The 16,610-nt window shown below is 36.4% G+C and carries 14 protein-coding genes; 7 read left to right on the forward strand and 7 right to left on the reverse strand.

Going from position 1 to position 16,610, the window contains the following annotated elements; all coding sequences use genetic code 11:
• Positions 1-430: 430 nt before the first annotated feature.
• A complete protein-coding gene (yyaC, locus tag Q8G36_RS21240) occupies positions 431-964 on the forward strand; it encodes a spore protease YyaC (protein WP_305161729.1) in 534 nt (177 codons plus the stop codon).
• A gap of 91 nt (positions 965-1,055) precedes the next feature.
• On the opposite strand, the gene Q8G36_RS21245 is transcribed toward yyaC, so the two are convergent.
• Both Q8G36_RS21245 and Q8G36_RS21250 read right to left on the reverse strand, forming a co-directional pair.
• A complete protein-coding gene (locus Q8G36_RS21245; RefSeq protein WP_305161777.1) occupies positions 1,056-2,366 on the reverse strand; it encodes a CitMHS family transporter in 1,311 nt (436 codons plus the stop codon).
• Positions 2,367-2,617: 251 nt separating this feature from the next.
• Positions 2,618-3,481 (reverse strand): LysR family transcriptional regulator, encoded by an 864-nt coding sequence (locus Q8G36_RS21250; RefSeq protein WP_214773876.1) that lies wholly within the window; start codon positions 3,479-3,481, stop codon positions 2,618-2,620.
• A gap of 148 nt (positions 3,482-3,629) precedes the next feature.
• Between Q8G36_RS21250 and Q8G36_RS21255 the strand changes: the two genes are divergently transcribed.
• Positions 3,630-4,757 carry a 2-methylaconitate cis-trans isomerase PrpF family protein gene (locus Q8G36_RS21255; RefSeq protein WP_305161730.1) on the forward strand — a complete coding sequence of 376 codons (1,128 nt, stop codon included), beginning with the start codon at positions 3,630-3,632 and terminating at the stop codon, positions 4,755-4,757.
• 823 nt (positions 4,758-5,580) lie between these two features.
• Here the strand turns inward: Q8G36_RS21255 and tcuA are convergent.
• The gene (tcuA, locus tag Q8G36_RS21260) at positions 5,581-7,092 is read right to left on the reverse strand and encodes an FAD-dependent tricarballylate dehydrogenase TcuA (protein WP_305161731.1); all 1,512 of its coding nucleotides are present in this window, start codon (positions 7,090-7,092) and stop codon (positions 5,581-5,583) included.
• A gap of 270 nt (positions 7,093-7,362) precedes the next feature.
• Here tcuA and Q8G36_RS21265 point away from each other — a divergent pair, with 270 nt between their 5' ends.
• From Q8G36_RS21265 to Q8G36_RS29390, 4 genes are all read left to right on the forward strand, one after another.
• Positions 7,363-8,223, forward strand: a complete 861-nt coding sequence (locus tag Q8G36_RS21265) for a LysR family transcriptional regulator (RefSeq protein ID WP_305161732.1) — start codon at positions 7,363-7,365, stop codon at positions 8,221-8,223.
• 46 nt (positions 8,224-8,269) lie between these two features.
• A complete protein-coding gene (locus Q8G36_RS21270) occupies positions 8,270-9,397 on the forward strand; it encodes an AbrB family transcriptional regulator (protein WP_305161733.1) in 1,128 nt (375 codons plus the stop codon).
• A gap of 398 nt (positions 9,398-9,795) precedes the next feature.
• A complete protein-coding gene (locus tag Q8G36_RS21275) occupies positions 9,796-11,118 on the forward strand; it encodes a CitMHS family transporter (protein ID WP_305161734.1) in 1,323 nt (440 codons plus the stop codon).
• 466 nt (positions 11,119-11,584) lie between these two features.
• Positions 11,585-11,710: an IS3 family transposase gene (locus Q8G36_RS29390; RefSeq protein WP_370694095.1), complete on the forward strand. Its 126-nt coding sequence runs from the start codon at positions 11,585-11,587 to the stop codon at positions 11,708-11,710.
• A gap of 72 nt (positions 11,711-11,782) precedes the next feature.
• On the opposite strand, the gene Q8G36_RS21280 is transcribed toward Q8G36_RS29390, so the two are convergent.
• Positions 11,783-12,766, reverse strand: a complete 984-nt coding sequence (locus Q8G36_RS21280; protein ID WP_305161735.1) for a tRNA dihydrouridine synthase — start codon at positions 12,764-12,766, stop codon at positions 11,783-11,785.
• Between the two features lie 484 nt (positions 12,767-13,250).
• Between Q8G36_RS21280 and Q8G36_RS21285 the strand changes: the two genes are divergently transcribed.
• Positions 13,251-14,255 carry an SMI1/KNR4 family protein gene (locus Q8G36_RS21285; RefSeq protein ID WP_305161736.1) on the forward strand — a complete coding sequence of 335 codons (1,005 nt, stop codon included), beginning with the start codon at positions 13,251-13,253 and terminating at the stop codon, positions 14,253-14,255.
• Positions 14,256-14,487: 232 nt separating this feature from the next.
• Here Q8G36_RS21285 and Q8G36_RS21290 read toward each other — a convergent pair whose 3' ends face one another.
• From Q8G36_RS21290 to Q8G36_RS21300, 3 genes are all read right to left on the reverse strand, one after another.
• Complete coding sequence (locus tag Q8G36_RS21290) at positions 14,488-14,802, reverse strand: DMT family transporter (RefSeq protein WP_305161737.1); 315 nt, start codon at positions 14,800-14,802, stop codon at positions 14,488-14,490.
• Positions 14,803-15,144 (reverse strand): DMT family transporter, encoded by a 342-nt coding sequence (locus Q8G36_RS21295; protein WP_305161738.1) that lies wholly within the window; start codon positions 15,142-15,144, stop codon positions 14,803-14,805.
• Between the two features lie 1,024 nt (positions 15,145-16,168).
• Positions 16,169-16,435 (reverse strand): hypothetical protein, encoded by a 267-nt coding sequence (locus Q8G36_RS21300; protein ID WP_305161739.1) that lies wholly within the window; start codon positions 16,433-16,435, stop codon positions 16,169-16,171.
• Positions 16,436-16,610: the final 175 nt, after the last annotated feature.

The following is a 16,610-nucleotide window of genomic DNA, read 5'->3' on the forward strand; positions in this document are numbered from 1 at the left end:
TACAACATGAAAAAGGTGGAAATTGATGGTTTAAGTCCTAATTGGAGGAAAAACTAAGGATTTTGTCATAAAAAGACCGATGCAGAATATTAAATCTTATTAATCGTTTGTAAATATAAGAGATACACTATGACAAACTAGTTAACCCGATTAATTCTACCCAAATCTAATAAAATTTTTGAAAGGGGTATCGGTTAAAGACATGCTATATAATTGATCTAGAAATATTCTAGTTGTAAACCTACTCCCACTTACTCACATGTTTTGAATTACTGCCATTTTTCAGAGTGTTACATACTAATAATTTAAAAAGACCTTCATTCTCAAGCATATGCTTATATTTACATGCATGATATCTTTTTAATTCGTATAATAGAACAAAGGGAAATTAAGATGAGTCTAATTTACAAGAAGAGGAGCAATTTGTTCTGTGGAACCAAAAGGCGAAGAAATAAACTGCTTAGCATTAAAAGTCAAAGAGATTATTCAATCTTCAGGATGTCAAAATGAAGATGTAATCTTTCTGTGCATTGGTTCAGATCGATCGGTTGGGGATTCATTGGGCCCTTTAGTCGGGACGATGCTAAAAGAACACACGGTGCCTTATCGTGTTTACGGTACCTTGGAAAATCCCGTTCATGCATTTAATTTAAAAGAGACGTTGAAAGAAATTAAAAAACAATTCAAAAGGCCTCTTATTTTTAGTGTGGATGCTTGTTTAGGGGATCAAAACCAGGTCGGTTATGTTTTCTTGAAGGATGGACCTCTTGTCCCAGGGAAAGCTTTAAAAAAAGTATTGCCGGAAGTGGGAGATTATCATATTACAGGAATGGTCAATTATATAGATCCGCTGCCAACCATGCAATTTTTAAATGATACTCGTCTATACACGGTTATGAACCTTGCGAAAACAATCGTAAAAATCATTACTCAAGCTACCGGCGAGACTTCTAGAATTAAATAAAAGAATGGGCTGTGTCAAAACCACTAATAATAATTGGTTTTGGCACAGCCCTAATTTTTTAAGTTCGAGAATTTAATTGATAACGTTATACTTAAATAATAGCCCCTGTCAAGATAGCAACAATGATAAGGACTAATGAACAAATTAGAGCCCATTTAAATGCATACCGCTGTAGTTCCCCGATATCTGTCTTTACCATCCCTACCAGTAAAAGAGTCGAGGCCACGAGTGGACTTAAGAAATGTACAGGCTGCCCCAGTACGGAAGCTCTGGCAATTTCTAAAGGACTCACACCATAAGCTTCTCCTGCTTCGGCAAGAATGGGTAAAACACCAAAGTAGTAAGCATCATTTGATAAAACGAACGTAAATGGCATACTTGTGAACGCAACGACCATCGGTAAAAAAGAGCCTAAAGAATCCGGAATGATGGCCACTAATGAATTTGCAATGGCGTCTACCATTTTCGTTCCGGAAAAGATCCCTGTGAAAATACCAGCCGCAAATACTAATGTGACAACGGTTATAGCGTTTCCTGCATGTGACCCGATTCGCTCTTTTTGCTGTTCTAAATTAGGGTAATTAATGACCGAAGCAAGCACAAACCCGATTAGAAACAACACCGGTACAGGTACTAAGCCCATTACAAGTACGACCATGACTGTGAGCGTCAACAAAAGATTGACCCATATTAATTTAGGGCGCTTTAAATCGTCTTGTATGGCGGAAGCTACAGCTGCTTCAGCAAGAGCCCCATTCATTTCATGTGCAGCTTTGATATAAACAACGCCAAGCCTTTTGCGCTCTTTTTTCCCAAGTACATAAGCGGTAAAAAGAATAGCTGCTATTCCTGCGAATAGTGTTGGGATAATCGGGACAAAGAATTCATTTGCATCCAAACCTAAAGATGCTATTGCTCTTGTTGCAGGTCCTCCCCAAGGAGTCATACCACTCATAATACTGACAGCCAGCATTGAAATGGTGGCAAGTATAAGTGGATTCATACCAAGACGTAAGTAAAGCGGCAGCATAGCGGAAATCGTAATCATATGAGTAGTGGTACCATCACCATCTAAGGCAACGGTCATTGCGATCACTGCTGTTCCTATCGCTATTTTAACCGGATCCCCTTTTACGATTTTTAACATAGTTTTAATAAGTGGATCAAATAATCCTGCGTCAATCAAAACTCCAAAAAACAAAATAGCGAACAATAGCAAAGCGGCTGAAGGTGCGACAACCTTTATTCCATCGAGCATCATATCTCCGAGCTCTGGACCAAATCCGCCAATTAATGCAAAGATAATTGGAATGACTACAAGAGAATTAACAGGTGATAACCGTTTAGACATGATTAAATAAGTAAAGACAACGACCATTGAAATTCCAAGTAACGTAAGAATATGAATCCCCTCCCATTAAAGAAACCGCTTACAAATTGGATAAAGAGTGTGAATAGTTAAAAAATATTATATTTTATTTTCTGTTTCCCTGTTGCTTTGTTTTCTATTTTTAGAATAGTTCATATCATTAAATAAGTGAAATACATATTTTTTGTACTTTTTAGAAAAAAAAACTTATAATCCATTTTATATTAAATTAAGAAATCAAAAAAGCACAATGAAATTGTCAATAATTTCATTGTGCTTTTTCGTTAAAGATTGGAATTTTTATTCAAGAAATCAATAAAGTTTTTCACAGTAGAGAGTTTTAATGAATCCTGGTTATACATTAACCATGTATTTCTTAACACCGGTTTCCCATTTTTGTAGGATAACCCGTATGTATGCAAGTTATCTGAAGGCTGCAGGCATATTTCCGGCAGAATAGAAACACCAAGATCATTTTTGACCATCTCTTTGCACGTCTCCTGCCTATCTGTTTCCATAGTTACAAATGGTGGCTCCGGGAATCTATCATGCCACCAGCCATTTATTAAGTTTTTTAAAGAACTGTCGGTTTTATAATTTATGAATGGAAGTTCCGGTAAATTATCCAAGTCTACCTCTTTCTTAGAAATTAAACAAAGTCTTTCTTTATGCAGTAGCGATTTGATTCCATACCATTCATAGTTTCCACGCAGAATGCCTAATTGAACACTAGAGGAATCCAGAAGATGCATGATTTCTGTACTCCAGCCTGTATTCACATTAAATTGTACATAAGGGTATTGTGTTGAAAACTTTTTCAATATTTCTGGTAGTTTATATTGGGCAAAGTTGCTGGAAACGCCGAGCCTTAACGTTCCTCTTACCTCATTTTTCATATTCAGCATATAATCTTTCGTTTTTTGCAACTTTTTCACCATTTCTTCCGCATAGCCCGCTAAATGTATCCCTTCTGAAGTGAACTCAATGCCTCCTTTTATTTTGAAAAATAAGTTCGTGCTAAATTCTTTTTCTAAATTTTTAAGCCGATACGTTAACGCCGGCTGCGATATATATAAACGCTCTGCGGCACGGCTAATGTTTTTTTCTTCATATAGTACCCTTATCGCAATCCAATCTTTTTCGTCCATTTAACCATCTCCCACTTTTTAGATTATAAGTTTTTTTATCATTTTCATTAAAAAAATATGTATTTTACTTATAAATAAACTTATCATACTATATTTTCAAAGGAACCGGTAGTGCTATAAATATTGGTTGAGAAAAGGTGGTTATACAATGAAAGTACCAGTAGTTGTAATGCGCGGCGGGACAAGTAAAGGTGTGTTCCTTAACTTTGAACATATGCCTTCGAATCCCTCACACTGGGAAGGTTTCTTACTTGACGTGATGGGCAGTCCGGATCGGAGACAGATTGATGGTCTTGGAGGAGCGAATTCATTGACAAGTAAAGCAGCGATTATCAAAAAATCAGATTCACCAGAATTCGATGTGGAATATACATTTGCCCAGATCAGCATCGATAATCAAATGGTTGATTTTAAAGGAAATTGTGGAAATATTTCATCTGCTGTAGGACCTTACGCAATTGAGCAAGGATTAGTCCCTGCAAAAGAACCTGTTACAACGGTGAAAATTTTTAACGTGAATACACAAAAATTGATTATTGCAGAAGTAGAGGTTGAAAATGGACAAGTGAAATCAGAAGGATGCTGCTCAATTCCTGGGGTCCCTGGTAAAGGATCACCTATCTATCTTTCTTTTTCTCGTGCAGAAGGAGCAGTTACAGGAAAACTTTTCCCTACAGGAAATCCGATTGACATGATTAAAACCAAGGATCGACTAATTCAAGTTTCAATCATTGATGTTGCCAATCCACTCGTTTTTGTAAGGGCACAGGATATTGGTCTAAGCGGAAGCGAATTGCCCACTGATTATTCACAGGAAAAATTAAATGAACTGGAAGAAATTAGGTCAATAGCAGCTGAAATGTGTCAATTTTCCGATAAGAAATCAGCTACTGTCAAATCTCCTGCTGTACCTAAAATGACCCTAATTGCTCCACCTATGGATTACGTCGATCTAAACGGATCGAAAAGAAAAGCGTCAGAGATGGATTTGATGATCCGAATGATGTCGATGCAAAAGCCCCATCAAGCGCTTGCTATTACAGGAGCCATTTGTGCAACAGCAGGGGCTTACTTACAGGAAACGGTTTTATCTGAGATGGTGAACATTAAACACGAAATTTTTCGATTAGCCCACCCGGCCGGGATAATGGAAACAAAGGTTGATTTCTTGGCAGGACACATACGCGCTATTAAAGTGGTACGCACAGCAAGAATCATTTTGGAGGGATACGTGTACACGAAAAAAAATTACGAGCTTTCCTATCAATTAGCTTGATTTGAATTCATTTCAATTTACAACACAAAAAATCATTTATTAATTGGAGGCATGTCAAATATGGGTCATCACTTTCTTTTTAAAAGGAATATTTGAATTTGACACAGAAAAAGAAGCGAAAGAACGATTCAAAAATATTAAAGGCAATAAAATTCTTTCCGAAATAGTTTACTTTAATGATCCTTGTTTTGTATAAGTGAGACTTCAAAAGAGCCCAAACTCTAATGTATTTCACCTAAACCCTGTCTTCAAATTTAATGATAAACTAGGATCGAGAATATAAGAATTTCCCCAGATAAGCTAAACCCCCTATACAAATTAGGGTACAGATACAGATTTTTATGGTTACTATATTATTTAAAAAAAGCTAAATACTAATATTGTTTTAGAGAAAAATACCAATACACAAATCCCTCCCCTTTTTCATGCTGAATTTTAGCATCGGAGTGATAAACAGCAATATAACTGGTAAATCTTGATAAGTTAGAACTGACTTCATAAGCGTTAATGCCTGATCCTTTCAAGCTGGTGCTAAACTCGAAAAGCTAGTAATGAAGAATCTTATTGTCCGGCCATCAGGACGCTTAAAGCTATACAATCACTCCATCTGAAAAAACTTCAATAGATAAATTGTTACTAAGTTTGACCTTGTATATAACCATATGATATGAATTTTAATCAAAGTATAAAGACTTTTGATATTTTAAAATACCAAACAGCCAAGGACTTTTTTAAGCCTTGGCTATTTTTCATTCTTCTACTTCACGTATCTCTATTATTTTTTGGACACATTCTTATCTAATAAACCATTCAAGGAAAAGACTCAGTAATTATTGATCGTTTCAACTTTTTCTTGAGTATATTGGGCTGCGGATGAACCAGCTAATTTTCCAAAGACTGCTCCAGACATTAACCCGGATCCACCAGGATAGTTTTCATAAAAAATCCCCCCAATCATTTCACCAGCCGCAAAGAGACCTTTTATCGGTTGTTCTTCTTTGTCTAACACATGACCCATTGCATCAACATGCAAACCACCGAACGAGAAGGTGATTCCGCACGTTACAGGGAAAGCATAGAATGGACCTTGCTCAATTCGAAGTGCCCAGTTGGATTTAGGAGGGGTAATTCCTTTCGTTCCTTTGCCATCTTTCTCTGCGGGTCTATACTCACCATCTTGTACGGCACTGTTATACTCTTCGATCGTTTTAACAAATTGTGCTTGATTGACCGGCAATAAACTAGCCAACTCTCCAAGCGTATCTGCTTTATAAATAGTCGCTTCTTCAAGGTCATATTCTTTACGCAGCATCGGGCGTACCTGTGCATCATAAATTTGATATGCCACATGCCCAGGCTGTTTTAATACCTCACGGCCGTATTTGGCATAGGTGTAATTTCGCAAATCTGCTCCTTCATCAACAAACCGTTTCCCTTCATTATTAAGCATGACGCTGTACGGATAAGAATGCTTTTTAAAAATATCTCCTGGCTTCGTGAAGTCCCCTACTTTTGGCGCATTATAATCTGTCCCAATCGAATGACATCCAGACCACTGCCCAAATTTTTGAGCCCCGACTGCCATAGCCATGGAAATGCCGTCTCCTGTGTTGAACTCGGTTCCACGAACAATAGCTGCTTCCCATTCTTCTCCAATATTTTCACTTCTCATTTTCTTATTGGCTTCAAAGCCGCCGCAAGCCAAAATCACACCGGATGTCTGAACAGTTACCATTGTATGTTCCTTCTCAACAACGACACCGGTTATTGTGTTATGCTCTGATACAAGCTCCACAGCACGTGAATCGTACCAAACGTCGATGCCATTTTCTTCTGTCCGCGCAAAGAGCTGCCTCATTAAGCCAACGCCTTTCTCCTCCGTTTTGATAGGCAGTCCTCCCCAGAAATTGCGCTTGCCATCTTGTACGAAAGATTGATTTTCATAATTCAACTCAAATTTTATTCCCTGATCACGCATCCACGCAATTGTTTCATACGATCTAGAAACCAGCTGTTTTGCTAACTCAGGATTACTTTGGCCACCTGTTACTCGCATTAGATCATTGTAATAATCGGATTCCGTGTATTCAGGCATTACAATTAACTCGGATTCTTCATCTGTTAATTCAGGTATTATATCTCTGATTGCATTTAGATGATTGTATGCAACACGAATGGCTCCATCCGTGAAGAAAGAGTTCCCTCCACGCTTTTCCACTGGTCCTCTTTCTAATACAAGAACTCTAGCACCTCCCTCTTTTGCTGAGATTGCGGCACATAAAGCTGCGTTTCCTGCTCCTACTACAACTACATCATAATTTTGTGTATTTGACATTTTTACCCCTCCTGTTAAGTAGTAGTGATAACTCTTCATGTAAATAATAAGTGAAAATAATGAATAAAAATAATATTGTTTTTTTATTCATTGCCATAGAAAAATTTTATGAAAAAATGCTAGAAACGCACACGAAGTGACTCTATTGATTTACATAAAAAGATAGATTTCTTTTATTCACTAGTTGTATTATACTTTTAGAAATCAAATAAATTTTTATTATTTATAATTACCCATAAATTTTTTTTATGGTTAAAGGAGAAAAATTTTATGGATGAAAAAGACTGGCTTATATTAATTACTCTTTACGAAGAAAGAAATATAACAAAGGCTGCACAACGACTATTCATTTCTCAACCAGCTTTATCCTATCGTATAAAACAGCTGGAAAAAGAATTCAAAACAAATTTAATCTCTAGAGGCAAAAGAGGTGTCGAGTTTACAGTTGAAGGGGAATACCTCGTTCAATATTCGAAAAATATGCTTAAGCAATTAGGAGCTGCAAAGGAACATATTTCAAATTTGGATAAAAAAGTAAAAGGGACTTTGCGATTGGGTGTATCTGGCCTGTTTGCCCGATATAAACTACCAGTATTATTAAAAGAATTTCTAACCCTTTATCCAGAGGTTGAAATTAGTTTGAAAACTGGATGGAGCTCTCAAATTCATCAAATGCTTCAAAAAGAAGAAGCACACCTCGGGATAGTTAGAGGTCCTTACAAATGGCAGGAAAACAAAATGTTATTTCAAGAAGAAAAAATTTGTATTGCCTCCAGTAAAAAAATTGAATTAAAAGAACTTCCTTTTCTTCCTAGAGTTAATTATCAGACAGACCAATCGTTAAGAAATACTATTGAAAACTGGTGGCAGGAAACATTTGCGGTACCACCTAAGATTTCAATGGAGGTAGATCGGATTGAAACATGTAAAGAACTGGTTCTTAATGGTTTAGGATATGCCATTTTACCAGAAATCTGTATTAAAAATGATGAACCACTGTATACTTTCCCCATTGTATTAAGCGATAATAGCTATTTGCTTAGAGAAACTTGGGTTTTTTATCGGGATGTGACTATGGATTTGGCACAAGTAAAAGCATTTATTGATTTTCTTAATGATTCTAAACAATAGAAACAAGACCAATCGAAATAAAACTAAACAAAGGAAGAGAATTAATATGAAAAAGCGGGATTTAAATTATGCAAGCAAGAAAATCCAATTTTCAGTTGCACTTCTAACTGCTTTTATTGGAGGCGGCCTTTTCTCTCTTATCAGGTTGCCAATCCCCTGGCTTTTAGGTCCAATGACAGCCCTATTAATTGCATCACGTATCAAAAACGTTAAATTAATTTGGCCCGTTTCGATGAGAAATACTGGATTAATTATTGCTGGTTATTCAATTGGCATCTCCTTTACCAAGAGCTCACTGTCTGACATGATTAGTCACCTTCCCTCAATGTTGATCCTTACAAGCTTAATTGTCCTTGTGTGTGTATGTTCGGCTTTTGTTATGTCAAAATATTCCGGCATTGACTTCCCTACCTCCTTAACGAGTAGTATTCCTGGAGGTTTGTCACAAATTGTTGTGTTTGCAGAAGAAATGAAAGGTATTGATATTACGACAGTAACCTTTTTCCATGTTACAAGAGTGATAATGGTTGTTTTCTTAGTTCCCCTTTTAATTTTCAGTCCCATTTTTGCAGCGAAAAGTAACAATGACTCATCTAAAATAATGGATTACGTTATTCCAGAGTGGAGTGATTTATTTCCTCTTATATTTCTGTTCGCACTTATTTGTTTTCTCGCAGCAAGAATAGGTAAAATATTTAAATTACCAGCTCCTTATTTTTTAGGACCAGTAATCGTTGCTGCTGCAATAGGCCTTTTTGGTTTGCGTGGACCACCACTTCCTCCTACACTTCTTGATATATCTCAATTTATGGTTGGCGGTTATATCGGTTTACTATTAAAACCGGAACAACTTGAAAACAAAAGAAAAACCTTATTATTGGCTTTGTTGAACGGACTAATTTTGATCTGCGCAACAATGTTTTTTAGTTTACTACTGACCCAGTATTATGATTTATCGACTATTACGGGTTATTTAAGTTTAGCCCCTGGTGGAATGGATCAAATGGGAATCATTGCACAAGCAGTAAATGCTGATGTATCTACTGTTACCAGCTATCAACTATTTCGGATGGCTTTTATTTATGCCGCAGTGCCTCCATTACTAAGATTGGTATTGAAATTAAGTTTAAGAAAAAAAGACAAGAACAGTAACGTAAAACTAAATGTTAAATAAAAAGGAGTGAGCTTTGCTCAAGGACACTGCAAAAGTCTGATTTATAAAGAAAAAGAAGGTTATCATCCACAATATTTAGATGATGATCTTCTTTTTTAATACTAAAAAACTGCATTAAACTTTTAAAAAAATCTCGTTATTCAATCAATTATCCTTTGGCATTCTTTGCTCTACTCTCCATTCTTTTTTAAAGAATAAATTATTTTGATACCAATACAAAAAAAATATGTATTTAACTTATTGTTCTCTCTGTATTACCTTTAATAATGAAAAGCGCATAAGCATAGTATAAAACTTATTAATCTACCAGTTAATTTTTCTGAAGAGTCAAAAAAATATTTCTTAGTCATCCAGAGACCATTTGAAAGCGCATTCAAAATTTGGGAGGGGATTAAATAATGTTTCTTACAATTTTAGGCATCTCCATGGTTACCGTTTTTACCTATTTAATTATGTCCAAACGTTTATCACCCATTGTTGCTTTAACTTTAGTTCCAATCGTTTTTGCAGTAGTTGGTGGTTTTGGAAGTAAAATTGGCACTATGATGATGGAAGGCATTAAGCTAGTCGCTCCTTCTGCAGCTCTATTATTATTCGCCATATTGTTTTTTGGTATTATGATAGACACGGGCTTATTTGACCCACTTATCAAAAAGTTATTAGAAGTTGTCAAGGGAGATCCTGTCAAAATTTCGATGGGTACCACTATTCTTGCATTACTAGTGGCCCTAGATGGAGACGGTACAACAACGTATATCATTACTGTTTCAGCTATGTATCCCCTTTATAAACGAATCGGTATGAATCCATTGGTTTTAGCCACAGTAGCCATGCTAGCTTTAAGTGTTATGAGTGGTATGACCCCCTGGGGTGGACCTGCTACCCGAGCAATAGCAGTATTGGGACTTGATGCATCCGAATTTTTTGTTCCACTTATTCCTACCATCATCGGTGGTGCTCTTTGGGTTATGTTCGTCGCATTTATTTTAGGGAAAAAAGAACGTAAACGACTGGGTGTAATACACATGGAAGAGTTGAAAAATGAAATAGCTGCTACTGTAGAAATTGAAGCCACTGAAACATTTCCTCATATTGACATTAAACGCCCTCGTTTTTTGTGGGTTAACTTATTAATTGTGGTAGGCATTATGGTTATTCTTATTATGGGATTGGTACCTTCCCCTATTTTATTTTTGGTTGGTTTCGCTATTGCTTTAATGATTAACTACCCCAATCTGGAAATGCAAAAAAGACGTATCTTAGCACATTCTGGAAACGCTTTAATTGTTGTTCTATTAGTTTTTGCGGCAGGAGTATTTGCAGGAATCTTTTCCGGTACAAAAATGGTTGATGCTATTGCTAATGGACTGGTTGCGATAATACCTGCTTCATTAGGTCAGTTTTTTCCTGTCATTGTTGGCATTACAAGTATGCCATTCACTTTCGTTTTATCGAATGATGCCTATTATTTTGGAGTTCTCCCTATTCTTGCAGAAGCTGCTTCAGCCTATGGTATTAGTCCGTTAGAAATTGCCCGGGCTTCTATATTGGGACAACCCGCTCATTTAATGAGTCCACTTGTTGCATCAACCATTCTATTAGTTGGTATGGTTGATAAAGACCTTGGAGAATATCAGAAATTCGCATACAAATGGGCCATCTTGACATCGTTAACCTTAACAGTATTAGCTATAATTAGTGGTGCTATTTCTTTTTTGTAAATTATAAAAGTCCTTGTATACTTGTTTGCAAGGAAATAACCGCAGGATCCTTTCCGAAAGCGACTACTAAGGACTTTTGATCAATTTCCTAATGATGTCTTCCTCTTATTATTTTCATGTAAGATTACTTTCCGCAATAAGTCCATACGCACTTCCAATTTAAAAATAAAAAAAAACCTACCCTTTATCTCAATTAATATTTATTGATAAGGATTGCACAGAAATTGTACAGAATTTCTAGAAACAATGGAATTGAGAGAATTTATTTGTATAAATAAACATTGCGATCTTGAATTATATGATTTTGCAAATTAAAAGTAAGCAAATGGGGAAGACCATTATTTTAGATAAATTATCAGCCTACAAGTAAAAAACACAGCTAAAATGGCGTCTTAAATGAAATATTGCTAACGGAATCAGCTGATATTGGTTCCGTTAGTTTTTTGTAAAATCACCAACACCCCTTGTGTTGTCAATTACAGTCCAACCTAATATAGATTATAGATTTTATAATAACAAACATATAAAGCAAAAATTGGCGGGAATGCGTCCGGTTCAATACCGCCTTCACACCAGCCAATTAACTGCTTAATATAAACTCTAATTTTTTTGGGGCACACCAGTTTAACATCCTACTTCGCTTTTACCTTGAATTGGGACACTTCTACTGTTCCGCCATTCCATCAAGATTCTTTGACCCAAAGTTTTCGAGCAAAGCACGTGCTTCATCTGTTGACTCTGTGTTCATTAATTGATTTCTTAATTCACTTGCCCCTCGAAACCCACGGACATATATCTTAAAGAAGCGATGAAGAGCCTTGAACGGACGTAGCTCTAATTTTGAATATTTATCATGGAGATCCAGATGAAACCCTAAGAGATCAAGCAATTCCTTACTGCTATGATCTTTCGGCTCCTTTTCAAAGGCAAATGGATTATTGAAAATACCACGCCCAATCATAACCCCATCAATTCCGTATTGATGAGCGAGCTTTAAGCCAGTTTGCCGGTCAGGGATATCCCCATTGATCGTCAAGAGCGTATCTGGTGCCACCTGGTCACGAAGTTTCTTAATCTCCGGGATTAGTTCCCAATGAGCATCTACTTTGCTCATTTCCTTTCTTGTACGCAGATGAATGGAAAGATTAACAATGTCTTGTTTCAATATGTGTGTTAGCCAGTCGTGCCATTCGTCTACATCCGTGTAACCAAGCCTTGTCTTTACACTTACGGGCAATCCTCCTGCTTTTGCTGCTTGTATTAAATCTGCTGCAACTTCTGGACGACGGATAAGGCCACTTCCCTTCCCATTCTGTGTCACATTAGGTACAGGACAGCCCATATTGATATCCACACCCCGAAAGCCTAGTTTCGCCATACCAATGCTCATTTGCCGAAAATATTCAGGCTTATCCCCCCATATATGGGCTACAATTGGTTGTTCATCCTCTGTAAAAGTCAAACGGCCACGGACACTACGGATGCCCTCTGGGTGACAATAACTCTCCGTGTTTGTAAACTCTGTAAAAAACACATCAGGTTTGGCTGCTTCACTCACTACATGGCGAAAAACTACATCCGTCACATCTTCCATTGGTGCCAGTATAAAAAAAGGTCGTGGTAGATCACGCCAAAAATTATCTATCATATTCAAATTCCAATCCTTTCATTATGGGTTACCAGGCAACCCCTTATCCCAAATTAAAAAGCAGAATGTCCCTGCTTCCTTTACACTTATACCATGCTTAAGCACTTTTTATCAAACTGATCGGAAATGTTTATTATAACTTCACATTCTCTGTACAACAACCAAAATATCTCCTGATGAAAACCACCCCATCAACCAGCATTCCACTGTTCGAGTCCCTTTAGTTGAATAAGGTTATTGCAAAGCTCATCATCACACAGTTTTTACGAATTATAACATTTTTTATATTATGATTTTAAATCATTAGGCAACATAGAAGTGAGAGTTTATGACTTGACCTTGTTAATGAAAGCTGTTTTCGTAAAGACTGTTGCAATAAAAAATAAGGAATCATTTTTTTGTAGTATGATATAGAAAGTTCGTACAAGAAAGAAGCAACCGCTTGAAATTCTAATATTAATCAAACATCTATGAGGTGAATTTTTTGGTAATAAGTATATGGGAAGCAAGTAATGACGAGTATATGTTACAACCATTAACAGATGAAAACGTAATAAAAGCAGAAGAATTATTTAATGTAACATTACCAAACTCGTACCTTGCTATTCTTAAGCAACAAAATGGGGGACAACCCATCTGTAATGCTCATCCGTCTCCTGTTCCTACCGTCTGGGGTGAATCTTTTGTTATAGTGGAACACATTAAAGGGATTGGTGCCGGAAATGGAATACTTGAAAATGATTATTACATAAAAGAGTGGGAACTGCCGGAAGGACTTATTTTATTCAATGGAGACGGTCATACTTGGCTCGCATTTGATTACCGTAATGCCACCTCTGACCCCCCCATTGTTTATGTAGACGTTGATTTGGAACAAATTATACAAATCGCAGATAGCTTTGAAGAATTTCTAAAAAACCTATACCTTGAAAATGTGGAATTTGATTTTGAGGGAATGGAGGTAAAGGTATACAGTAAACAAGACCTTGAAAAGTTTATCCAAGAAGATAATGTTGATGAACTAATACGTGCTATACCGGACCTAGCACAAGGCGATGTGGATTTGAAGTGGTTTGGAAATCTACTATTAACTTTAAGTAATTATCACGACCGATATGTGAGATGTTGTGTTGCTAATCGTGTTTCGAATTCTCTTACATATAGATTAGATGATGAAATTCTACATTCATTGATAGAAAATTTTAAGAATGATGTCGATAGTGAAGTTCGAATATATGCCGAACTTGCTCTCGAACAAATGAACTATTCATATGAACAGCTAAAAGAAGATGTCTATAAGAGAGAAAGGGTCGGTTTTGCTTTTCAAGATATAATTTATCACGTCAATGAACATTCCAATCAATGGCATCTATCTGACTACCAATCTGATTTGCAATCGTTTGATTCGATAGAGGAGTTATTAGAACAATCCAGGTTTGACGGGAAGTCATTACAAGAAGTATGGAGCCATATTAAAAAGGTTTATTAGGCTATTCGATACCTGTTGGCTAAGTCTCTCTATCGAATTAGCCTTAAGTCGCTATGGTATATGTTGATACTTTGTAAAACAAAAAAAGCTGTCCGGTTCCGGAGAGCTTTTTCCTATGGTTTATAATAAGGGCTTAATCATTAAAAGAATTCAAGAAATTGACCGAAATAAACGGTCATTGTTTGTGGGCTTGCTGAACTAACGCCCCCATTAGTTCAACAACGTATGATATTTATGATGTCAATTTCAAACCCACTACTGCTATTAAAATTGCCCCTATAAATAAAATGCGTTTCCAGTCTTTTGATTCTCCATAAAACAACATTCCAATAATTACTCCTCCTACAGTTCCAATCCCAGTCCATACCGCGTAGGAGATTCCCATAGGGAGAGTTTTCATAGCTAGACTTAGAAAACCAAAACTCATTATAAATCCCATAAATAATACTATATACGACTGTAAGTTTTTATCTTTAACAACTTTATTCATACCCGTAACACCAACCACTTCAAAAGCTCCAGCCAAGATAAGATATAACCAAGCCATTTATACGGCACCTTCTTTCTTGCTTGTTTCATTTGTCACAAGTTTTAATCCTACTACACCAGACAGAAGCAGGAGAATAAACAATATTTTTGTCCAACTGAAAGGTTCTCCAAAAACCACCATTTCAACCATGACTGTTCCCGCAGTTCCTATTCCTGTAAAGACAGCATAAACAGTAGCAACGGGTAGTTTTTTTGTAGCTTTCATCAAAACAACAAAGGATACATAGATAAGGAAAAATGTGCCTGCCCAAGAAATCAAATTATTTGAATACTTCAATCCCATTGCCCACATTATCTCAATAATACCGGCAATAATAACATATGCCCAATTTCGATTCATAATATTCCCTCCAAGATCACTAATCATTAGAAAGTCCACGCCAATGCAAATACCAAGCAATAATACCGGCAATAATAACATATGCCCAATTTCGATTCATAAAATTCCCTCCAAGACCATTAATCATTAGAAAGTCCACGCCAATACAAATACCAAGTAGCATCTAGTCTTTTCATCAAGCGTTCGTGGCCTCCATATAACATTTGAACTAATATTCCCAAAAATGCAGCAGTAGCCCAATGTTTATCAACTGTTGAACTAATTTCTCCATCAGTCTTCGCTTTTTCTATAACCGGAAGCAAAAGTTCTTCTAACTTATCCTGGTATTCGTTCCATTTTTCATCACTTGATTATTAAGATGGATTGGTGGAAAAAAAGCAGCGCGAATCCAAAATTAGCTGAGTCATACTTCTCATACCGGTCTTTACATTGCCCATTTTGTGCGAAATACTTTAAGGCAAGTTCCTAAAATCGCTCTGAAGTCATTTTACCAACCTTCCGAACGTTCGTAAGTTAAATTTAACATTAACTTTTTCTCTAGTCAATTTTTTATTTATTTTTCTTAATAAAATTCAACTAACTGCCCCTTTAGTTCCATAAGAAAAAGCCGCCTTAAAGACAGCTCTGATCTTCAGCTAACACACCCGTTAGCCATCCATGAATCGCAAAAATCGGCGATTCACCACAAAGAATGAAAATGGTTAGGAAGTGTCAATACTAATACTGACCTTAATCCAGTCAACCCTAATCCATAGTCTAATTAATTAACGCTCTCCTCTTTTTTTAAACGATTGAGTAGGGTTGTCTTAAGTATTGTCATTTTTCATTTTTAAAGAAACTTATTTTCATGGTAGTTTAATATTTCTCTACTCCTTATTTCTGATCATTAAGTTTGAAAATAGAGGATAATGTTTCACCGTCGTTCCCTTCCAAAACGCCCCATACTTGCTTTCCATCTGGCACGTCTGCGGAGCCAGTTCGTTGAACCAGACCTTGTATTTCTGCCCTTCCTTGTTATCTTGGACTATAAACCAAAATACAGCATCTTCTTTGCTACCTTTATCAACTGATACTGTTTTACCCCATTTGAAACATCAGCTATAACGTCCTCAATCTTTTTGACATTATCTTTATCCAATACAGCTCGGTTATCACTTAATCCACCGTACTCTACTATTTGATAGCCATCGTCTTTTACTTCAGGATAACCCGAAGTTTTGGAGGAACTTGAACATCCCCCTAATGCCACAATGATAACTACCAAACTGAAACTCCATAATAATTTCCTCATAATCACACCTTTTTTTCCAATTGAAACATTTATAAACAGTGTTGATTGGGGAATTACAGTTTTTTATCAACGCTATTTTACTACTTCATGTTAAACTAACCTGCCCCGAAAGTTGCATAAAGAAAGAGCTGCCTTAAAGACAGCTCTGATCTTCAGCTAACGCACCTGTTAGTTA

Origin of the sequence: Peribacillus frigoritolerans (genome assembly GCF_030676415.1) — a bacterium.
Lineage (GTDB): Bacteria > Bacillota > Bacilli > Bacillales > DSM-1321 > Peribacillus > Peribacillus frigoritolerans_A.

Bases quoted from the DNA above. Each gene is read 5' to 3' on its own strand.
- Q8G36_RS21280 (WP_305161735.1), bottom strand. From the start codon at position 12,766: ATGATAGATAATTTTTGGCGTGATCTACCACGACCTTTTTTTATACTG.
- Q8G36_RS21255 (WP_305161730.1), top strand. From the start codon at position 3,630: ATGAAAGTACCAGTAGTTGTAATGCGCGGCGGGACAAGTAAAGGTGTG.
- Q8G36_RS21295 (WP_305161738.1), bottom strand. From the start codon at position 15,144: ATGAATCGAAATTGGGCATATGTTATTATTGCCGGTATTATTGAGATA.
- Q8G36_RS21250 (WP_214773876.1), bottom strand. From the start codon at position 3,481: ATGGACGAAAAAGATTGGATTGCGATAAGGGTACTATATGAAGAAAAA.
- Q8G36_RS21300 (WP_305161739.1), bottom strand. From the start codon at position 16,435: ATGAGGAAATTATTATGGAGTTTCAGTTTGGTAGTTATCATTGTGGCA.
- Q8G36_RS21265 (WP_305161732.1), top strand. From the start codon at position 7,363: ATGGATGAAAAAGACTGGCTTATATTAATTACTCTTTACGAAGAAAGA.
- Q8G36_RS21290 (WP_305161737.1), bottom strand. From the start codon at position 14,802: ATGGCTTGGTTATATCTTATCTTGGCTGGAGCTTTTGAAGTGGTTGGT.
- Q8G36_RS21275 (WP_305161734.1), top strand. From the start codon at position 9,796: ATGTTTCTTACAATTTTAGGCATCTCCATGGTTACCGTTTTTACCTAT.
- tcuA (WP_305161731.1), bottom strand. From the start codon at position 7,092: ATGTCAAATACACAAAATTATGATGTAGTTGTAGTAGGAGCAGGAAAC.
- Q8G36_RS21270 (WP_305161733.1), top strand. From the start codon at position 8,270: ATGAAAAAGCGGGATTTAAATTATGCAAGCAAGAAAATCCAATTTTCA.